19 protein-coding genes and 1 tRNA gene are annotated in these 20,160 nt (G+C 41.2%); 5 read left to right on the forward strand and 15 right to left on the reverse strand.

Features of this window, described 5'->3' with window-relative positions:
• A partial coding sequence (locus tag HY063_15405) for a hypothetical protein (protein ID MBI3503173.1) occupies nt 1–136 on the forward strand: 136 nt, incomplete at its 5' end.
• A gap of 14 nt (nt 137–150) precedes the next feature.
• Here HY063_15405 and HY063_15410 read toward each other — a convergent pair.
• The gene (locus HY063_15410; GenBank protein MBI3503174.1) at nt 151–1,152 is read right to left on the reverse strand and encodes a redoxin domain-containing protein; all 1,002 of its coding nucleotides are present in this window, start codon (nt 1,150–1,152) and stop codon (nt 151–153) included.
• Between the two features lie 77 nt (nt 1,153–1,229).
• Here HY063_15410 and HY063_15415 point away from each other — a divergent pair, with 77 nt between their 5' ends.
• On the forward strand, nt 1,230–1,970 hold the full coding sequence (locus HY063_15415) for an acyl-CoA desaturase (GenBank protein ID MBI3503175.1): 741 nt from the start codon (nt 1,230–1,232) through the stop codon (nt 1,968–1,970).
• A 3-nt stretch (nt 1,971–1,973) separates the two neighbouring features.
• On the opposite strand, the gene HY063_15420 is transcribed toward HY063_15415, so the two are convergent.
• The 14 genes from HY063_15420 to HY063_15485 all read right to left on the reverse strand — a co-directional run bounded on the left by HY063_15420 (nt 1,974) and on the right by HY063_15485 (nt 16,179).
• The gene (locus HY063_15420) at nt 1,974–3,173 is read right to left on the reverse strand and encodes an MFS transporter (protein MBI3503176.1); all 1,200 of its coding nucleotides are present in this window, start codon (nt 3,171–3,173) and stop codon (nt 1,974–1,976) included.
• A 68-nt stretch (nt 3,174–3,241) separates the two neighbouring features.
• A complete protein-coding gene (locus HY063_15425) occupies nt 3,242–4,405 on the reverse strand; it encodes a hypothetical protein (protein ID MBI3503177.1) in 1,164 nt (387 codons plus the stop codon).
• A 29-nt stretch (nt 4,406–4,434) separates the two neighbouring features.
• Nucleotides 4,435–5,208 carry a T9SS type A sorting domain-containing protein gene (locus tag HY063_15430; GenBank protein MBI3503178.1) on the reverse strand — a complete coding sequence of 258 codons (774 nt, stop codon included), beginning with the start codon at nt 5,206–5,208 and terminating at the stop codon, nt 4,435–4,437.
• 147 nt (nt 5,209–5,355) lie between these two features.
• Nucleotides 5,356–6,543, reverse strand: a complete 1,188-nt coding sequence (locus tag HY063_15435) for an efflux RND transporter periplasmic adaptor subunit (protein MBI3503179.1) — start codon at nt 6,541–6,543, stop codon at nt 5,356–5,358.
• Nucleotides 6,533–7,852: an efflux RND transporter periplasmic adaptor subunit gene (locus HY063_15440; protein MBI3503180.1), complete on the reverse strand. Its 1,320-nt coding sequence runs from the start codon at nt 7,850–7,852 to the stop codon at nt 6,533–6,535. Before HY063_15440 ends, HY063_15435 begins: the two co-directional genes overlap by 11 nt.
• 55 nt (nt 7,853–7,907) lie before the next feature.
• A complete protein-coding gene (locus HY063_15445) occupies nt 7,908–9,236 on the reverse strand; it encodes a TolC family protein (GenBank protein ID MBI3503181.1) in 1,329 nt (442 codons plus the stop codon).
• Nucleotides 9,237–9,240: 4 nt separating this feature from the next.
• Nucleotides 9,241–11,160: an efflux RND transporter permease subunit gene (locus HY063_15450; protein ID MBI3503182.1), complete on the reverse strand. Its 1,920-nt coding sequence runs from the start codon at nt 11,158–11,160 to the stop codon at nt 9,241–9,243.
• Between the two features lie 7 nt (nt 11,161–11,167).
• Nucleotides 11,168–11,389 (reverse strand): hypothetical protein, encoded by a 222-nt coding sequence (locus HY063_15455; protein MBI3503183.1) that lies wholly within the window; start codon nt 11,387–11,389, stop codon nt 11,168–11,170.
• A 15-nt stretch (nt 11,390–11,404) separates the two neighbouring features.
• Nucleotides 11,405–12,682, reverse strand: a complete 1,278-nt coding sequence (locus HY063_15460; GenBank protein ID MBI3503184.1) for an efflux RND transporter permease subunit — start codon at nt 12,680–12,682, stop codon at nt 11,405–11,407.
• 2 nt (nt 12,683–12,684) lie between these two features.
• Nucleotides 12,685–13,020 carry a cation transporter gene (locus tag HY063_15465; GenBank protein ID MBI3503185.1) on the reverse strand — a complete coding sequence of 112 codons (336 nt, stop codon included), beginning with the start codon at nt 13,018–13,020 and terminating at the stop codon, nt 12,685–12,687.
• A gap of 109 nt (nt 13,021–13,129) precedes the next feature.
• Nucleotides 13,130–13,498 (reverse strand): hypothetical protein, encoded by a 369-nt coding sequence (locus HY063_15470; GenBank protein ID MBI3503186.1) that lies wholly within the window; start codon nt 13,496–13,498, stop codon nt 13,130–13,132.
• A 131-nt stretch (nt 13,499–13,629) separates the two neighbouring features.
• A tRNA-Arg gene (locus HY063_15475) sits at nt 13,630–13,702 on the reverse strand.
• Nucleotides 13,703–13,770: 68 nt separating this feature from the next.
• Nucleotides 13,771–15,120, reverse strand: a complete 1,350-nt coding sequence (locus HY063_15480; protein ID MBI3503187.1) for an SBBP repeat-containing protein — start codon at nt 15,118–15,120, stop codon at nt 13,771–13,773.
• Nucleotides 15,121–15,156: 36 nt separating this feature from the next.
• Nucleotides 15,157–16,179 carry an NAD-dependent epimerase/dehydratase family protein gene (locus HY063_15485; protein ID MBI3503188.1) on the reverse strand — a complete coding sequence of 341 codons (1,023 nt, stop codon included), beginning with the start codon at nt 16,177–16,179 and terminating at the stop codon, nt 15,157–15,159.
• A gap of 116 nt (nt 16,180–16,295) precedes the next feature.
• Between HY063_15485 and HY063_15490 the strand changes: the two genes are divergently transcribed.
• From HY063_15490 to HY063_15500, 3 genes are all read left to right on the forward strand, one after another.
• On the forward strand, nt 16,296–17,582 hold the full coding sequence (locus tag HY063_15490; GenBank protein ID MBI3503189.1) for a tyrosine--tRNA ligase: 1,287 nt from the start codon (nt 16,296–16,298) through the stop codon (nt 17,580–17,582).
• Between the two features lie 138 nt (nt 17,583–17,720).
• Complete coding sequence (locus HY063_15495; protein MBI3503190.1) at nt 17,721–17,861, forward strand: hypothetical protein; 141 nt, start codon at nt 17,721–17,723, stop codon at nt 17,859–17,861.
• Nucleotides 17,862–18,024: 163 nt separating this feature from the next.
• The coding region (locus HY063_15500) for a tetratricopeptide repeat protein (GenBank protein ID MBI3503191.1) at nt 18,025–20,160 on the forward strand (2,136 nt) is incomplete at its 3' end.

Below are 20,160 nucleotides of genomic sequence, written 5' to 3' on the forward strand. Positions count from 1 at the left end.
GGCATTAATGAAAGCAAGCAATAAATATCCGGCAGAAAAAATACAGGAAATGGAAACTGCTCTTGCTTCGCTCAAGCAAAAACGCGATGAGCAAAATGCCGAACTCGAAGAATTGAAAAAACAAACTGATGGGTGAAATTCTCAAATGGCTCATCCCAATTTCTCCAGCACCGGAAAAATTTTTGCGGGGTCTAAAAATTCTCCTACTCTGTCGGGGCGCGAAGTGTAGCGCACAATTCCATTTTTATCTACAAGGAAAGACGCGGGCAGCGGAATTCCCTCTGTATATTTATGCGCCTCCTGCACGGGATGCAGGTTTTCATCGTCATTGAGCCGGCAGCCGTAGGTCTGCGCAATTTTTTGTTTATCATCCGAGAGAACTTTGAAATCCAATCCGAGTTTTTCCACCATAGCGCGGTTCACGCCCACCGGGTCGGGACCGATTGCCATGCATAAAATATTTTTTTCTTTGAAGCGGTGGCTCTCGCGCTGGTAGGTGCGCAGCATCATGTGGCAGCCGGGGCACCAGTCACCGCGCACAAAAATCAAAAGCAAATCCCGTTTTCCGCGGAAATCCGAAAGCGAAGTAAGGTTTCCATCCTGGTCGGGCAAGGCAAATTCAGGCGCGGGATTTCCGGGCTCAACGTATTTGCGGTGCTTGAGATACGCGAGCAATCCTTTGCTGTCCTGAATCACCCCGTATCCGATATAAATGGAAAATAAAATTACAGGCGCAGGAAATGCCCATTTGCTCCAGCCGTCAGCGGAAGGTTCAAAAATATTTTCTGCAACATAGAATGCCAGTGCAGCAAGAGCACAAGCCATTTCAAAATACCGGAAACGGCTGTAACCGAATTGCGTGAAAAAAATCAGGCGCACGATATTTACCGAAGCCGCGAGCAGCAAACTTATTACAATGAGAAATTTTTTTTCATGGAACGGAAATTCAAGCGAAACGCCCAGCGCAGCCGCAGAAAAAAACACCACTGCAAACTGGTAATAGCCGGTGTACTTTGCGGTTTCGGATAACGCGCAGAAGAAGGCAAGCAGCGCAAGCGCGGAAGAAACATACGGAATGGAGGTGAATAAAAATCCAACAGAAGCAAGAAGCAGCGCTAAACCTATGGTAGTAGTGATATGAATATTCTTCACTTAAAAACTTTTTTAAAAGATAAAGGTAAAATAATATTTCTTGAATGGATTTCTCCGTATATTCACGAAAGATTTTTATGGCAATACTTATTTTTTTCCTGGCGCACTGGTATCTCTCGCTTTTTTCACAAACATTTTTCCTGCATCGTTATGCCGCTCATAAAATGTTTTCGATGAGCAGGGCATGGGAAAAGTTTTTTTACGTGTTCACGTTTATTACGCAGGGTTCTTCTTACCTGAGCCCGTACGCCTATGGAATTCTTCACCGCATGCACCACGCCTATGCCGATGAAGAGGGCGACCCGCATTCGCCCAAGCATTCAAAAACATTTTTAGGAATGTTCATTAAGACATGGAAAATTTTCAGTTCAATAAAAAGCGGGAAGATGGAAATTGAACCGCGCTTCCTGAAAGATATTCCCAAATGGAAAAGTTTTGATGATGTTGCGTATCACTGGCTGCCCCGGTTAATCTGGTGCGCAGGATATGTTTTGTTTTATATTTTTTGCGCCACGCACTGGTGGCTCTATCTGCTTCTGCCGTTTCATTTTTTCATGGGACCTTTGCACGGGGTGATTATAAACTGGTATGCGCATAAAATCGGATACAGAAATTTTAAACTGAAGAACACCTCAGTGAATTTGCTCCCGCTTGATTTTTTAATGATGGGCGAAGCGTATCACAACAATCATCATCACCGCCCATCGCGCCCGAATTTCGGCAGCAAATGGTTTGAAATTGACCCGGCATATCCGTTTATTTTGCTTATGAAGTGGGCGGGCATTTTGAAATTACAAACTTCTCCTGTTGCATTTTGAGTGTTACAATTTAACTTTTGTGTTTTTCCCGAACAAAATAAAAATCAATGTTCCCGCAATTCCAAATCCTGCTGCGGCAAAAAAATTTACTTCGGGACTTTTGAGCCAGAGCCATCCGCCTAAAAAGGCAGCGAGCGAAACAATACTGTCGCGCATAAAATAATACAAGCCGAATCCTCTCGCTTTTGCTTCGGTATGCGAGAGGTCGAGTATGATGGCTTTGCGCGTGGGCTCTCCGAATTCTTTTAGCCCGCGAATCACAAACGCAATGAGCAAAGAAAAAAAACTTCTGCTGAAAAATAAAATAACGGGAAACAGCGTGAAGAAAATAAAAGTGATGATGACAAATGGTTTCCGCTCCGTCTTGTCAGAAAAATTTGCAACCGGAATATAAATCAATGCGGCTGTCAGCATTTCAACGGCAGTGAGCACTCCGAATTTTTCAGGAGAAATTTTTACAACATCGAGGCACCAGATTACCACGAACACAAACGGAATCTGTTCGCAGAAGCGGATGAGAATATCGGAGAGCAAAAGATTTTTCAGGCGCGAATCCATTTTCCGCCACAACTCAAGCGGACGAATTTTTTCGTAGGGCGGAGAAGAAACATCCTGAATCTGATTTTGAAAAATCATTCCTATCAGGCAGAAAAAAACAGAAGCGGCAAAACAAATTTTTATTCCGTGAATCAATCCGAAACGCGCGATGAGTAATCCGCCAACTACTGGTCCAATCGCCATCGGAATCCGCCTGATAATGGAATGCATGGAAATTCCCATAGCGGTTTTTGAATGCCCGAGCGAATGTGTAATCAGTGACATACTGGCGGGAAGAGAAACCGCGCTCCATGCCGAAAAGAAAATCATTCCCGCAAAAACGGAAAGCCAGTTTGTAAAAAAAATTGCAACGAGATAACCTCCTATCGCCATCAGGTTAAAAATGAAAAAAGATTTCCTGTGCCCGAGTTTATCGGCAAGATAACCGCCCGGCAGCGACCAGAATGCGCCAAGCAAATTATTCATAAAGCCCAGCCCGCTGATAACGATAATGGAACCGCCAATGCTTTCAAGATATTTGGGAAGAAACCGGTCCCAAAGTTTTTCTCCCGTAAGAAGTAGAAGAGTGAGCGAAAGAAGAAGAACAATATTTCTTTTCAGCCCGAGAAAGTGGGCAGTGCGGTTTAAAAAATGTTTCGGATTCATTTACGATTCATGCTGAAATCAATTGCGAAAATAGAAATCTGTTCCTGAAAAAATGAGGAAAGAAAAGTTTACTTTGTTTTCTGCAAATCCATGCGGCATACTTTGCACTTGCCGGACGCGCCATATTTTAATCCTTCGCATTTCATCGGGCATTCATACACATCTCCGTTATCGGAAGGAGCGCAAACGGGATTTTTTGTGGTGAAAAATCTATAAGAAAGCCCGGCAGTAAAAAAAGTTTGCGTTCTCATCTGCACTCCATTCACAAATTCATAGAGCGGAAAATCTTTCAGCGCATACACGGTAATGTTTTTCCAGTTATAACTCAGTTGCGGAACAAGCGAAACTTTTTTGCTGCCAGTGCTGTTGGTATAAATATTATAAATTGATTGCATATAACTGAATCCGGGTCCTAGTACTTTGCTTCCCCATTTGTCAAATTCTTTATTGTAGCGCATGCTGTCAATCCATTCTCCTTTCAGTTGAAGCGTAACGCCAAGTTTTTTGAAAAAAGTTTTTCCCGCAAAAATTCCCACGCCTGCATAATCACCGAACTTATATCCGAGCGGATTCCATCCTTTCCGTATGTAAGTTGCATTGGTAAATAATCTGAAATTATGTTTCGGAAATCCGCGCAGGAACATAGCATAGAAAATAAAATCCTGCGAGCCGTTGGTGGGCTGAACAATGGGCGGCATGATGCCATAAATATCTTTTCCGGTGAATGGGTTGTGAAATACAACTGCTGAATCATTGTATTTTCCCAGCGGAATTTTATATCCCATTCCCAGAGCGAGTTCAACTTTTTTTGCAGAATCGGAATGATTGTAGACATCGTACTTCGGAAATAAAATCAAATCAGCTACACCGCGGGAAGAAAAACTATCAATGGGAATTCCGGTAATGCTGTCGCGCTTTCCGATTTGCGTTTTGTTGCGGTAGTATCCCATCTCCACAGAGAAAGTCAAATCTTTTGTAATGCCATATCCGATTTTGGAATAAATATAATTGCTGAAGAAATGGTCGAACAGCGGAACCGTGTCGTGGTCTTTCGCCAGAAATTTATTGCTGAAAATATATTGGTAACTCGAAGCAAGTTCCATTTGCTGCGGGCCTAAAACTCCCTGCGAGCCGCCACCGGCAATGGGGCTTCCGCTTCCTCCCGAACAGCATCCCTGGCTAAAAATATTTTTCGAGAATAATAAGAGAAGAGAAATAAAAATTATCCGCATAGCATGTTTTTTCTTTTCAGAAAAAAACTTTATCGCGCAATAACCAGTTTCGCAGTTTGGATTGCTTCGCCAGAAATAACTTTTACAAAATAAATTCCTGCGCTCAGCGATTCAACATTAAGTGGATATTCCTGCTTGCCTGCCGGTTGATTTCCGGGCGAAACGGAATTTATTTTTTCACCCAACTGGTTCATCACTTCAATTTTTATTTCCGCAGATTTTATGAGCGTGTAATTTATTTTCGCTGTTGTTGCAGCAGGGTTCGGAAAAATATTCAATGCTAAATTCAGTTTAGTGTTTTCAATAATTCCGGTGCAGGGCGAGAGCGCGCTGTTGATTGCCGCTTGCACAGCGGAACTTGAAGGAGTTCCGTTATAATTAAAAAATACCTGGCGGCAATTTCCTCCTCCCAGAATAACTGTTTTTGGCATTCCGGTGGAACCATAATTGCTCATGTTAATTGCATTTCCGCTGTTGCCGAAAACTGCACTTGTGGTAATGCCATTCGTGCTTGCCCAACTGTTCAGCGTGCTGCAGGAAGTATTTCCCGCATCGTCCACCAAATAAAAAGCAACATTCGGATTGCTCATGCTTTGCACGGTGCTTGCATCGGTGGATGCACCGCTGATGCAGGAAGTGCAGGGCATCACCCAGCAAAGCACAACAACTTTTCCGGCATCAAGTTCTGTAAACAGTGTGTGAGAATTTCCCGAACAATCGGTGGCGGTAAAATTTGTAGCGGTGCTTTGCGCAAATGCAATTGAAGAAGCGCCTGCAAGAAGAAGAGTAAGAATTTTTTTCATGAAAATTTATATTAGGATTTTATTTTTCAATTTGAATGCTCAAAGGTAAATAACTCTGTGTAATTTCCAAATAAATAAATGATTTTTTTATATTTTCTATTGACAAACTTTTTCAAAAATCTTTTAGATTTCAATAAATTACACAATTTACATTTTCATTCCTTTCATATCTTCCATCGGCATCATTCCCCGCTTGAAAATATATTCGCTGTTGATGAGATATGCTCCGCTTGTTACAACTTTTTCTCCAATATTCAATCCTGATTTTATTTCAATTCTGAATTTATTTTCTATTCCTGTTTCCACCATCCGCGATTCAAAGCCGCCATCTTTATTTTGAATCCATACCACTGAGTGTTTTCCATCGCGCAGCACTGCATCAACGGGAAGCACAATCGCTTTTTTCTCTTCCGAATGATGAATAACATACGCCTGCATTCCCGGTTTGAATTTTCCATTGGGATTTTTTGTTTCCGCACGCACTAAATTTATTTTGCTTTGGCTCTGCAATTCGGGATTTGCAAAAACAATTTTTCCTTTCACTGCTTCTTCTGGAAATGCATCGGGAATAATTTCCACTTCTGCTCCTTCGCTTAAAATTCCAAGTTCGTTTGAATAAACCTGCGCTTCCACCCACAGCGAATTCAGGTCAGCGAGTTTATAAATTTTTGTTCCTTCATTCACAATGTCGCCTTCTTTGATTGCAATTTCAATAATCGTTCCGGAAACATTGCTATAAATTGTGCTGGTGATTTTTGATTGTCCGGTTTTTTCCAACTCTGAAATTTGATTCTCATTCATTCCCCACAGCAGCAATTTATTTTTGGAAGCCGAGAGCAAAGTTTCTTCTTTCTTTTCAAACGCGAGCAGATATTCTTCCTGCGCGAGCATCAGTTCACGGCTGTATAAATCGTAAGCGGGTTCTCCGGATTTTATTTCCTCTCCTAAAATTTTATGATGTAATTTTTCAATTCTTCCGTTTACTCTGGAAGAAATTTGTTCTGTGTTATTTTGATTCACAGCAAAAACTCCGTTGAGCATAATTTCTTTTCCAATGGAAGAAATTTTTACGGAATCAATTTTCACGTTGGCGAGTTTCATTTGTTCCGCGCTCAACTTAACAATGTTCATTTGATTTTTATCGAGCGTAATTTTTGCCAGCGGCATTTTGCAAATCGGGCACATTCCCGGCTGCTTTTCCAAAACCTGCGGGTCCATCGAGCAGGCGTAGTATTCATTCTCGGCAAGAACTTCTTTTTTCTTTTCCCTGCAAGAGAAAAATAAAAAGATAGAAAAACAAAAAATAATTTTTGCCAACTGATTTTTATTTTTCATTTGAATTTTCTTTAATGAATCCTTCGCTGTCTGTTAAGTAATGTGCTTCAAGCGCAATTTCATTTTCTTCCGTAAGCCCGTCAGAAATTTCTATCATTCCGTTTGCAATCATTCCTGTTTCCACTTTTTTCGCTATGAAGTTTCCATCTTTTTTCTGCCAGACAATTTTTTCTTTTCCCAAATCCACCAGCGCGGAGACCGGAATCCACAGCGCTTCTGCTTCACCGGTTTTAATTTTCGCCTTCAGCAAACTTCCCACTTTGTGATTGTGTTCCGAATTATCAATATAAACTCTCGCCATCATCGTCTTCGCATCCTGCAATAGCATCGGCTCAATGAAATCTATTTTTCCTTTCATCGTCATCGGGTTGTCTTCAGTAGAAATTTCAACCTCGTCTCCGATTTTTATTTTGGCAGCATCCTCCGGTTTAATTTGAAGCATTGCCGCAAGATGATGCGCATCCACTATGTTGAAAATTGTTTCGCCCATCATCACATACTGGCCTTCTTTCACATTCAGTTCTTTGTTGAACTGAAAATCTTTTTTGCCCATCATCGATCCGATAGTCATCGGATTCATTTCAGCAACGCTCATATTTTTCATCGGGTGAATATGTCCTTCATAATTGCTGAACACGGGAATGGTCGTCATGACTTTTTTTATATTCTCCAGTTCAGAAATTAATTCATTCGGAAAACCAAGTAAAATCATTTTTTGTTTTGCCGCGTTAATTAAATTTTTTTCCGCAGAATCATTTTTCAACACATAAAGAAAATTTTGCTGCGCAGTTACCAACTCCGGACTATAGATTTCCAATAATTTTTCTCCCTTGTGAACTTGCTGGTAGATATATTTTACATAGAGTTTTTCAATTCTTCCGGAGTACAGCGAAGAAATATTATTCATTGTGCGCGTATCAAAATCAAAATATCCGTTCGCTTCCACCTGCGAAGAAATTTTTTTGAAAACAGGTTTTATTGTTTTGATGGAAGCAGGCACCGAAGAATTCACCGGTTTCAAAACTTTTTCAAGCGTATCGGAAGTTTTCAGAACCAACTCCATTCCTTTGCATTCCGCGTGCGGACATTTTCCCGGCTTGCTGCTCACCACATCGGGATGCATCGGGCAGTAATAAATCAGTGAATCTTCTTTTGCAGAAATATTTTTTTCTTCTTTTTTATTTTCCCCGCAGGAAATTAAAACAACAGTAAACAGTAAACAGTAAACAATGGAAAAAATCCTTAGTGAAATTTTGTGTCTTCGTGCCTTAGTGGCTAAATTTTTTTTGCCACAAAGACACAAAGTCACTAAGAAGCACAAAGTTCTTCTTTGCCAACTGCCGACTGCCAACTGCCGACTTGCTTTACCGTATTTGCATTTCCTTTTCATAATCTGCCTGTGCTTTTAATAAAATTCCAAGATGCTCGAGATATTTCATTTGTCCCATTTGCAAATCATCGAGCGCGAGAATCACTTTCATCAAATCACCCGTGTTCTGCGAATACGCGAGAAGATTCGCATCAAAACTTTTTTTGTAAGCGGGCAAAACATTCTTCGTGTAATTTTCTGTTTCCGCATATTCCGTGTTGAGTGCAAGAAGAAGCACGTTCACCATATTGTTCGCCATATTCAGCATCGCCTGTTTGTCCTGTTCCATAGCGGAAATTTCAAATCCCATTGACTTCGCTTCGCTCTTGTACCAGTTTTTTGATTTCGCAAAAATCGGAATGCTCATCTGGAACATTGCATCGTACATTGCGCTGCTGCCGAATGAAGTGGTGTGCTCGAGCCGAACTCCATACGTTGGTTTTCCCTGCAGCGATGCCAGCGTTTGGTTCAGTTTCATAGAGGAAATTTCACTGTTCATTTTTTGAATGTCGCTTCGTTTTTTCTCCAGCGAATCTTTCACCGAAAGAAATTTTACTCCTTTATAATTTTTTATAAGATTGTTCGTGTCCAGCAAAAACTGCTGAGACAAATCCGAAAACATCAGCGAATTCATTTCTGCAGTGAGCGAGTTCGCCAGGTTCTGTTCGTGCAGCAACATCGTTTGCGAATCGGCAAGGCGCGCTTTCATTTTATAAATAGAACCGAGGTCGCCCATTCCCGCTCCCATTTGTTTTTCGCTGAGGTCAATCATTTTATTCATCAGCGCAATGTTGTTTTTGATAATCTGAATTTTTTTCTCCGCGACATATCTTTCAAAATATTTTTCTTTCGCCTGAGCGAATAATATATTTTTCAGGTACTCATATTCATTTTGTTTTATTGGAGCGAATGACTTCAGATAATTTTCTTTTGCGCGCACGCGTTTCCCATTCGGAAACCATTGTTCTCCGAAAACCATCGGCTCAAACGTGTTCGTGTTAAAATCATACGAGTTGGCGCTTTTCCCGATTTCAAATCCCGTCACAGCCGGATTCCATTGCTTCGCAGTATTCACCATTTCAGTCGCGGAATTTATTTTGTTCGCATAGGAAAGAAGCGCGGGATTATTTTTCTCTATTCGCGAAAGAACGGAATCCAGCGGAAAAGTTTGTCCAAAGGAGAAACAAGACAATAAGCAAAGGACAGCCAATAACAAATGACAAACAATCGAACAATCGAACAATCGAATGACGAATGAATATAAATTCGGATGTTCGTAAATCGAATGTTCGAATGTTCGTACTTCTGTATTCCTGTTTTTCATTTTGTCAATGTTTAATTGCCGATTCAACCATATCCATCTTTCCGAATTTATTTAACTCGTAGCGTTTCACCATTTCAAACACAACAGGCGTGATGAGCAAAACAAAAACTGAAGAAGAAAAAACTCCGCCAATCATCGGCAGTACAATCGGAACCATCACATCGCTGCCCACTCCGTGCGACCAGAGAATGGGGATTAATCCGAGAAGCATCACTGCAACGGTCATCATTTTCGGTCGTAACCGTTGCGCTGCTCCGCGATAAACATATTCGCGCAAGTCGTCATCAGAAATTGTTTCGCGGGAATTTCCTTTCGCACGCACGAGCTCGTGCATTGATTCGTGCAGATAAATTATCATGAAAATACTTGTCTGCACTGCGATTCCGAACAGCGCAATAAAACCAACCGCAACTGCAACGGATAAATTCACGTGATAAAAATAAATGAGATAAACTCCGCCCACGAGCGCAAACGGAATGGTGATGAAACCGAAAAACGCTTCGCGCACGGATTTGTAAACCATATACAGCACGAGAAAAATTATAAGCAGGACAATAGGGCAAATTATTTTCAGCGTGTTCACCGCGCGGATTTCATTTTCCCATTGCCCGCTCCAGTCAATGAAATATCCTTTTGGAAGTTTTTTTATTGTCTCGTCAATTTTTTTCTGCGCGTCTGTCACCGTGCTTCCCAAATCTCTTCCGCGAACGTTGAAGAGAACAGTTCCTCTTAGCAAAGAATTTTCAGATTGAATCATTGGCGGACCATCGCTGAGATAAACTTCTGCGACTGCCGAAAGAGGAATCGGTCCGTAGTCCATCGTTTGCACAGGCGTGCGTTTGATTTCATCGATGGAACTCCGGTAGTTCTGTGCGAGGCGCGCGTTCACAGAAAATCTTTGGCGGCCTTCAATTGTTGTTGTGAGATTCATTCCTCCAAGCGCGGATTCAATTACCATATTCACATCGTTCACGCTCAAACCGTATCTTCCGATTTCATCTTTTTTAATTTGTATATCCAGATATTTTCCCCCGAGAATCGGCTCGGCATATAAATCTTTCACGCCATCCATTCCGGTGAGCGCACGTTTCACTCCCTGCGCGATTTTGTTCAGCGTGTCCAAATTATCTCCGAGAATTTTTACTCCGACATCCGTTCTTATTCCTGTTGAAAGCATATTGATGCGGTTGATAATCGGCTGTGTCCATCCGTTCACCGTTCCGGGAATTTGAAGTTTTGCATTGAGTTCATTGATGATGTCGTCTTTTGAAATTCCTTCTCTCCATTCTGATTTTGGTTTCAGCAGAATAATTGTTTCAATCATACTGATGGGAGAATTATCTGTCGCAGTTGAAGCGCGACCTGCTTTTCCTAAAACATTTTTTACTTCGGGAACAGTTTTAATTAATTTATCCTGCACCTGCAAAATTCTTTTCACTTCTGAGTTGGAAACATCGGGAAACGTGACGGGCATAAATAAAATACTTCCTTCATCGAGTGGCGGCATAAATTCTGTTCCCATCTGCATCATCATCGGAATAGAAATCAGGAGCGAAATAATTCCGATTCCTATAGTTGTTTTTCTCCAGCGCAAACACCAGTGGATGACAGGCGAATAAATTTTCAGGAGAATTCTGTTCACAGGATTTTGATTTTCGTGGCGAAATTTTTTGCCTTTCAGGAAGAAAGAAGCAAGCACAGGCACGAGCGTGATGGCGATGAACGCATCAATGAGGAGAATGAAAGTTTTTGTCCACGCGAGCGGAGAAAATAATTTTCCTTCCTGTCCCGTGAGCATAAACACAGGAAGAAAAGATGTCACAATAATAATAGTAGAGTAGAACGCGCCCTTACCGATTTGCTGGCACGCCTGCTCAATAATATTGAGACGATTCTGCTCTGCTATTTTTTTCTCTTCGTTCATCAGAAAATTATTTCTTTTCCTTTTTCTCTAAATCCATATCACACTTTGAACACTTGCCGGGCTTATCAGAAATCACTTCGGGATGCATTTCGCATTGATAATAGGCATCACCTGTTTTCATTTTTGTTGTATCAAGGGCTTCCGATTGTTCCTTGCCGGTTGATGAATTTTTGCAGGCAATGATTGTCATTGCAACTGCAAAAGAGAGTAAGAGAATTAGTTTTTTCATTTTGATTTTATTTTATTAAGTTGATTTTTTATTTTGTTCATCTGCCAAATGCCTGTATGCATTTTCCACCATCATAATTCCATCGTCAACCACAACGCCAATCGCCAGCGCAATTCCTGTGATGGACATAATGTTTGAAGAAATTCCAAAAGCGTTCAGCAAAATAAAACTTGCCGCTATGGAAACCGGAATCTGGATGATGATGACGAATGCGCTTCGCGCGTGAAAAAGAAAAAGCAAAACGATGAGTGAAACGACAATCATTTCCTCTATGATTGTTTTTCTCACGGAAGAAATGGATGCTTCAATCAGTTCGCTTCGGTCATACGCCACTTTGAATTTTATTCCTTCGGGCAAACCTTTTTCTATGTCTTTAACTTTTTCTTTTACTCTGCGAATTACTTCATCGGCATTTTCTCCATAGCGCATCACGATGATTCCTCCCACTTTTTCTCCGTCACCGTTCTCATCAAAAATTCCGAGGCGAAGTTCTCCGCCCATCTGAATTCCGGATGAAACCATTTCCAAAGTAATCGGAGTTGTGCCATCTCTTCCCACGGGAATATTTTTTACTTCGTCAATATTTTTTATATAGCCAAGCCCGCGCACAATGTAACCGATGTCGCTCATCTCAAATTTTCTTCCGCCCACATCATTGTTATTTGCGCGAACGGCTTTCAAAACATCCATCAAAGAAATATTGTAGTAAGTAAGTTTATGCGGGTCAATGTTGATTTGATATTGCTTCTGAAATCCACCGAACGAAGCCACTTCAGCAACACCTTTCACCGTTTGCAATCCATATTTTATATACCAATCCTGCAGCGCGCGCAGTTCGCCCAAATCATAGCCGGGCGCATCGAGCGTGTACCAATAAATATGTCCGACACCGGTTCCATCGGGACCGAGCGTGGGAGTTACACCTTCGGGAAGCAATCGCTGCGCGTAATTTAATTTTTCGAGCACGCGTGTGCGTGCCCAGTAAATATCCACATCGTCATCAAAAATCACATACACAAAACTCATTCCGAACATAGAAGTGCCGCGCACATTTTTTATTTTCGGAATGCTCTGCAGATTTGAAACGAGCGGATACGTTACCTGGTCTTCGATTACCTGCGGACTTCTTCCCATCCACTCGGTGAAAACGATAACCTGATTCTCCGACAAATCGGGAATCGCATCCACCGGATTTTTCTGCACCGAATAAATTCCCCAACCAAAAAGTCCTGCACTAACGAGCAGCACAAACCAGCGGTTGCGGAACGAAAATGATATGAGGTACTTAACCATTTTTAATTCTTAGCGCGTTCGTATTGACAACACTTGTGAAGATTTTTATACGCTTCATCAGTTGCTTTTGCATATTGGTTGTCGTAACCAGCGGCAGCAATCTTTTCACCGATTTGTTTAATAGAAATTTTTGTCGTGTCATAAGTCACGGAGATTTCCTTAGTGTCCTTGTTCCAGTTTTTTGAAAGGATGCCGTCCTTTTTTTTCAGCGCCCCTTCAATGGTTTCTTTGCACATATTGCAATTGCCCCATACTTTGAAGGTTTCGGTTTTTTTCTGTGCGAACACTGTGGCACTTAGCACCATTCCCAGAATTGCAGCAATGATTTTTGTTTTCATAGTAATTAAGTTTAGAGTTAATAAATTAATTAAAACAATTTTCCTGCCGAAAGCAGAAAAATAAATTCATCTCTTCAATCGCGAAGCGAAAGAATTCGGAAAAGAAAAATTAAATCAGGAAAGAATGAGAAGCAATCACGATGTCCTCAAATTTTGGAGGAGGAGAGTGATTTGCAAAAGCAATGGATGATGTGAGATGGTTGATGGCTGATGGAAAATCAAAATGTAAAACTACAGGAGCAATATTATTTTTTTCAATGTGGAATTGAGAGGAAGGAGAATAATCATCGGTAATTTTTACATACTTGATTTCATTCTTGCAGCAGCCCTTCGGCATTGTGCCTTTCTTGCAGCAGCAATCTTGCTTCATCAAACTCACCGACTGCAATTTCATTCCGCAGAAATGAGAATTGATGGTCATTCCCATTGCGCTGATGAGAAAAATTGCGGAGAGAAATATGGAAAATATTTTTTTCACGAAATTACTTTCTTAGAACAAAGATACGATTTTTACCAGATTATGCAAATTGAAAGTTCTAAAGATTTTTTCTCCCTTATTATATGTTGTTTGCATAAAAAACAAAAATAGAGTATTACAAAGGATATTTGTAGCCCCACGGGGACTCGAACCTCGATTAGAAGTTTAGGAAACTCCTGTTCTATCCTGTTGAACTATGGGGCCAATTTTTTCAAAAAACTTTTTTATTCCTGACCATAGTCAGAATACAACTATGAATCAGGAAAGAAAAATTATTTTATCCTCGAAACGAAAATATCCTGCAGGAGCCAGCCGGAAAATTTTCTTCCGAATGTAGCGGCATTGGTAAATTCTCCGCCCACATAGCAATTGCCTGCCTGGTCGGTTGAAATGCACATACCTTCATCCTCGTTTTCTCCTCCTCCTTGCATCACCCACATCAAACTTCCCTTTGAATCGTATTTGGCAATGCTGGCATCTTTTTCTCCGGCACTTGTCATTTTAATTGTGCCGAATAACACATCGCCCGAAATGGTGCCGACCACGTATGCGTTTCCGTTAATGTCGGAAGAAACTTTTCTAAATTCATTAAACGCAGTGCCGCTGGTATTTCTTGACCAGGAAAATTTTCCGTTCGGTTCAAACTTTGCGAGAAATCCGTTGCTTCCCGAGACCTGGGTGAGCAGCGTTTCGCCAAATGATTTTGTTCCGCGAAACATTCCGGCAACAAATATGCTTCCGTTTTTTGATACATTAATTCCGTAGCCAATATCATTTCCGGTTCCTCCTGCTTTTTTCGCCCACACCAAAGTGCCGCTCGGATTATATTTCAAAATAAAAACATCATTATCGAAATAACCAGCGCTTGCGATCGTAGTTCCGCTGAAGGTTGCAGTGCCGGTGAAGAAGCCGGTAACGTAACAATTGCCTGCAATATCGGTGCTCACAGCATATGCTTCATCCTGGTAAGAACCGCCACCGGTTTTTATCCACACAAGATTTCCGGCTGCATCGTATTTCGCCACATAAATATCGCTGTATCCCAAACTGGTGATTTTCGAATTGCCAAACATGGCAGTTCCGGTAAAATATCCGCACACATAACTGTTGCCCGACACATCGGTGGCGATTCCGAAACTTGCATCTTCGCTTCGCCCTCCTCCGTTGCGCGCCCATAAAAGATTTCCTATTGCGCTGAATTTGGAAACAAACATGTCGGCATCTCCGGTTTCAGTGATGGAAGTACTTCCGAAAGTTGTGGTAGTTCCCTGTATGAAAAAAAATCCGGTGATGTAACAGTTGCCGGTAATATCCGTGCTGATTGCGGAAGCATAATCATCGTTTTGCCCGCCCACTTGTTTTGCCCAAAGAAGAACTCCATCGGCATCGTATTTCGCTATAAAAATATCCGTTCCACCTGCACTTACCAGGCGCGTGCTGTCAAAGGCAATGGTGCTGTCAAAATATCCGCAGATAAAAATATTTCCGGTCATGTCAGTAGCAATGCCGGTGATTTTATCTATGGCAGGACCGCCTGCGGTTTTTGTCCATTCCCATTCCTGCGAGAAGGAAATAAAAACGAGAGAGAAGAAAAATAAAAACGAGAAAAAAAGTTTTTTCATAAGGTTGCCAAAAGTAACATTTTTCCGCAGAAGAAATTATTTTTTGTTGATGGAAAAATCTGAAAGGAAATGTTTTGCAGTTTCTTTTACGGATTGTGAAACCGGAATAAAATTGATTCCTGAAACTTTTTTTATTTTTTTATTGGAATAAGAAAGATTGATTACAGCATAGCGCGCAATTTCTTTTGTGAGAATATGCAAAGAGCCGGTGAGCATGCTTCTGAGTTTGTCCATTCTCCACACAAATTCAAGAATCAGTTTCCCGGCTTTTCTGTTGGGCAATGGTTTTCCGAGCGATTCATGTACCATGCCGGTAAAATTTCTGAATGACATGTTTTCAGAGGCAATAATGAACCTTTCGTTTTTGATTTCACTTTCCATAAGTGCAATCATCGCTTTTGTTACATCGCGCACATCCACGTAAGCAATTCCTCCGGATGAATACCATGGCAATGCTTTCTGCGCGGCTTTGAAAATTATTCCGCTGCTGCGGTTCCAGTTGCCGGGACCAATCACTATTGCAGGATTTACAATTACCATATTCAATCCTTCCTGCGAAGCGCGCCAAACTTCATTCTCTGAAAAAAATTTGCTCACGGCATAGGCAGAAAATTCCGTTTGCCCGTTCCAGTTTGTTTCTTCCGAAATTTCTTTTCCGTTTTTTTCAATTCCCAATGCCGCCACTGAACTTACATAGCAGAACTTTTGAATTTTATTTTCAAGCGCAGCATTTAAAATATTAGCGGTGCCGGTTACATTGGTATGAATCATTTTTTTTCCATGCTTCGGATTCATGGAAACAATTGCTCCGCAATGATAAACGTGCGAAATATTTTTCATTGCTTCCTCCAATGAAAAAATATCGAGCAAATCCCCTTCTGCCCATTCTATTTTTGAAAAAAGTTCGTCCGGATTTTCAGAATAGTAAGAAAAAATTTTTCTTACTTCATCCACATTGCTGTTTTTTCTTTTCAATGCGCGCACCTGCTCTCCTTTTTTCACAAGGTCAAACAAAAGATGCGAGCCGATTAATCCTGTTCCTCCTGTAACAAAAATCATAAATCTCCGAAAAACGAATTTGTACGAAAGTACGAAACAACTTCAACTGATTTATTTTCTATTTCGTATTTTTCGTATTGTTTCGCTTTTCGAAGATTCATTTATCTTTGGCGATTATGAAAAAGAATTTTGTTGCTGAACTGAAGTGGCGCGGAATGTTGCAGGACATTATGCCGGGAACGGAAGAATTACTGAACAAAGAAATTATTTCCGGCTACATCGGCTTTGACCCTACAGCAGATTCTCTTCACGTGGGAAGTTTGGCGCAAATAATGACGCTGCTTCATTTTCAAAAATGCGGGCATAAACCAATTGCATTGGCCGGTGGTGCAACCGGAATGATTGGCGACCCATCGGGAAAAAAAGAAGAACGGAAACTATTAACGCTTGAAGAAATCCATTATAATGAATCATGCATTAACAAACAGTTGGAAAAGTTTTTGGATTTTTCTTCTGCTAATTCCGCTGAACTTGTAAATAATAATGATTGGTTTCAGCGAATGGAAACCATTACGTTCATGCGCGATGTGGGAAAACACTTAACTGTAAGTTATCTTCTGAGCAAAGGATTTATAAAGGACAGAATGAGTTCCGGGCAGGATATGTCTTTCACCGAATTTAATTACATACTCATGCAAGCGTATGATTTTCTTTGGTTGTATCAAAATAAAAATTGCAAACTGCAACTGGGCGGTTCCGACCAATGGGGAAATATTACTGCAGGCGCTGAACTTATCCGAAAAAAAATTCGTGGAGATGCATTTGGGCTAACGATCCAGTTAATTACAAAAGCCGATGGAAGTAAATTCGGAAAAACTGAAACAGGAAATATCTGGCTCGATTCAAAAAAAACTTCTCCTTATAAGTTTTACCAGTTTTGGCTGACAACAACGGATGAAGACGCAAAAAAATATATCCGTATTTTCACTTTGCTCACGAAAGAAGAAATAGAAGTTCTCGAACAAAAACACAATGAAGCGCCTCATCTTCGCCTGCTTCAAAAAGCATTGGCGAAAGATGTAACCTGCCGTGTTCACTCGGAAGAAGATTTTGAATCAGCGCTCGAAGCATCTGAAATTTTATTCGGAGAATCCACCACTGAAGCGCTGAAAAAACTTTCGGAAGAAGATTTACTCTCGGTGTTTGAAGGAGTGCCGCAGGTTGAAATTTCAAAATCGGAACTGGAACGTGGAATCAACGTGGTGGATTTTCTCTCCGAGAAAACAAAAATATTTTCCAGCAAAGGCGAAGCGCGAAAAATGGTGCAGGGCGGAGGAGTGGCAATCAACAAAGAAAAAATTTCAGATGTGCAGGCGCAGGTTTCTTCTTTGCACTTGCTGAACAATAAATATATTCTTGCGCAAAAAGGAAAGAAGAATTATTTTCTTGTAAAGGCAGAATAAAAATTTATTCTTCTGAGTCCGGACAAAATTCTTTCAGCAACTCAATTGCCTCTTTCGGAGTATTCAAATGAAACTTTGCATACGATGGCTGCGTTCCCACTTTTATTGAAAAAGAATCTTTCGGCATAACGTACACACGTGCATTACCAGGGAATCACCTATCAGGAAAATTCACAAAAAGAAATTTTCAAAGACCCGGGCAAACTGATTTTCGGTTTGGGTTTGACTTTCGGAAGCAGCCATCATCATTCTTCCGAAAAAGAAAGAAACACGGAATAAAATTTTCTGCGTGTAATTTCTTCCGGTCGTCCCCAAAAATCCTTTAACTTCGGTTTCTGTTTTTTCAGAGGGCAAATACAATATTTTTACCCTTTGCAAGTTATCAAATGTTCGGATGAAATCCTTTTCGTATAAATTGCTGTTGTACTTTGTACTTTGTACTTTGTACTTTGTACTTTTTTCCTCCTGCTCTCAAAAGAAAAACACATTCACCAGCCGCCTGTTTCATAGTTTGACCGCGCATTACAACGGGCTTTACTGGGCGAATGTAAATATGGAAGAAGGAATTTTTAATATTGAGCGCGCGCATAAAGACGATTACGCAAAAATTCTTCCCCTCTTTAAATACGGAGACGAAAAAGTTGCCAAAGCAAATTACCCCCCGTTTGACAAGGCGATTGAGAAAACAAACAAAGTGATTCAATGGCATTCCATGCTCATTGACGGCACAGAACACGCGCGATGGATTGACCAGAATTATCTTACGCTGGGCAAAGCGCATTTTTACAAGCGCGATTATTATTCGGCAGTAACCGTTTTTGAATACGTGGTGAAAGTTTTTCCGAACAAGCCATCGCGCTACGATGCGTTTCTCTGGCTGGTGCGTTCGTACAATCAGATGAACAGCGTAATCAAGACGGGACCCATTCTTGATTTTCTCAAGCACGATGAACATCTTCCCAAGCGGCTGAAAGGAGAATACGCTGCCGTGCTTTCAGATTATAATTTGCGAACGGAGCAATACGATAAAGCGGAAGAATCATTGGTGAAGGCAATCAAAGAAGAAAAAAAGAAAACCGTTCGCGGAAGGTATTGGTACATTCTCGCGCAGTTGTACGAGCAGGATGGCGATTTGCAAAAAGCAAGCGGCTATTATGCGTTGTCGGCAAAACTTCATCCCGGCTATGAAATGGAATTCAACGCGCGGCTGGCGAAAGCGCGGACTTTCCAGGTGGGAAATGGCGATGCGAAAGAACTTAAAAAAGAATTAATCCAGATGCTGAAGGATGCCAAGAACAAAGAATACCGCGACCAGATTTATTATGCGCTCGGAGATATTTCGTACCGCGAAAATGATTTTCCCACCGCGTTAAAATATTTTAAGAACTCCGCGCTGAGCAGCACTATCAACACGCGGCAGAAAGGAATAAGTTATTTGCGCGCTGCCGATATTTATTTTGACCAGAAGAACTACAAGCCCGCACAGGCATACTACGACAGCACCATGGCTTTTCTTCCGAAAGAATATAAAAACTATGACCTGATAAAGAACAAGCACACCAGTTTGACGGCAATGATTAAAGACATTTCCACCATTTCGCATGAAGATAGTTTGCTGCAGGTGGCGGAAATGGATACGGCAAAAATTTCCAAACTCATTGATGAGATTATTGCCAGGTTAACGCTGGAAGAGGAAAAGAAAAAAAAGGAAGACGAAGCCAAAGCCGGTCAGCCGAAAAGTTCAACCACTTCAAATGAAAATAATCCCTGGCAGAGTCAAAACCAGACGGGCACATGGTATTTCTACAATCAATCCACCATTGGTTTCGGCTTCACCGAGTTTTTTAAGAAATGGGGAAACCGCCCGCTCGAAGATAACTGGCGAAGAAGCAGCAAGGAAATGGTAATTGCCGAGCAGCAGATTGACACCGCGAAGAAAGATACTTCCAGCGGCTCTAAAAAAATTGCCGAGAACAAAACGCATAAATATTATCTGAAAAATATTCCTTTCACCGATGAACAAAAAGCAAATTCAAAATTTAAAATTGTGGATGCCTACTATGATTTAGGCGGAATTTACAAAGAGGATTTGCAGGATAACCAGAAAGCCGCGGAAACCTTTGAGGAACTTCTGAAAAAATATCCCGACAATAAATACACCCTGAATTTATATTACCAGTTATACCGGCTTTACATGGCGCTGGACGATACGCGCGAAGAGGAATACAAGAATAAAATTCTGAACGAGCATCCCGAATCGGAGTATGCAAAAATTATTTTGAATCCCGATTACCAGAAAGCATTGCTCGCTTCGAAAAATGAAATAGAAAAATTCTACGGAGAAACTTTTTCCGCCTATAAAGGCGCGCAATACGAGCAGGTGATTGCCATGGCGAACCGCGCTGATACTTTTTACAGCGCAAGCGCCCTCATGCCCAAGTTTGCGCTTTTGCGCGCCTATTCCATAGGGAAAACCAAAGGCGCTGACGATTACGAAAAAGCATTGCAGGGTGTGATGGCAAAATATCCGAAAGACCCCGCCAAGGCAAAAGCGCAGGAACTGTTAGACCACCTGAAA

Source organism: Bacteroidota bacterium, from assembly GCA_016195025.1.
GTDB lineage: Bacteria > Bacteroidota > Bacteroidia > Palsa-948 > Palsa-948 > Palsa-948.

What these genes read in the sequence shown, in the direction of transcription:
- HY063_15415 (MBI3503175.1), top strand. Translation starts at nt 1,230, where the DNA reads ATGGCAATACTTATTTTTTTCCTGGCGCACTGGTATCTCTCGCTTTTT.
- HY063_15420 (MBI3503176.1), bottom strand. Translation starts at nt 3,173, where the DNA reads ATGAATCCGAAACATTTTTTAAACCGCACTGCCCACTTTCTCGGGCTG.
- HY063_15425 (MBI3503177.1), bottom strand. Translation starts at nt 4,405, where the DNA reads ATGCGGATAATTTTTATTTCTCTTCTCTTATTATTCTCGAAAAATATT.
- HY063_15430 (MBI3503178.1), bottom strand. Translation starts at nt 5,208, where the DNA reads ATGAAAAAAATTCTTACTCTTCTTCTTGCAGGCGCTTCTTCAATTGCA.
- HY063_15435 (MBI3503179.1), bottom strand. Translation starts at nt 6,543, where the DNA reads ATGAAAAATAAAAATCAGTTGGCAAAAATTATTTTTTGTTTTTCTATC.
- HY063_15445 (MBI3503181.1), bottom strand. Translation starts at nt 9,236, where the DNA reads ATGAAAAACAGGAATACAGAAGTACGAACATTCGAACATTCGATTTAC.
- HY063_15450 (MBI3503182.1), bottom strand. Translation starts at nt 11,160, where the DNA reads ATGAACGAAGAGAAAAAAATAGCAGAGCAGAATCGTCTCAATATTATT.
- HY063_15455 (MBI3503183.1), bottom strand. Translation starts at nt 11,389, where the DNA reads ATGAAAAAACTAATTCTCTTACTCTCTTTTGCAGTTGCAATGACAATC.
- HY063_15460 (MBI3503184.1), bottom strand. Translation starts at nt 12,682, where the DNA reads ATGGTTAAGTACCTCATATCATTTTCGTTCCGCAACCGCTGGTTTGTG.
- HY063_15465 (MBI3503185.1), bottom strand. Translation starts at nt 13,020, where the DNA reads ATGAAAACAAAAATCATTGCTGCAATTCTGGGAATGGTGCTAAGTGCC.
- HY063_15480 (MBI3503187.1), bottom strand. Translation starts at nt 15,120, where the DNA reads ATGAAAAAACTTTTTTTCTCGTTTTTATTTTTCTTCTCTCTCGTTTTT.
- HY063_15485 (MBI3503188.1), bottom strand. Translation starts at nt 16,179, where the DNA reads ATGATTTTTGTTACAGGAGGAACAGGATTAATCGGCTCGCATCTTTTG.
- HY063_15490 (MBI3503189.1), top strand. Translation starts at nt 16,296, where the DNA reads ATGAAAAAGAATTTTGTTGCTGAACTGAAGTGGCGCGGAATGTTGCAG.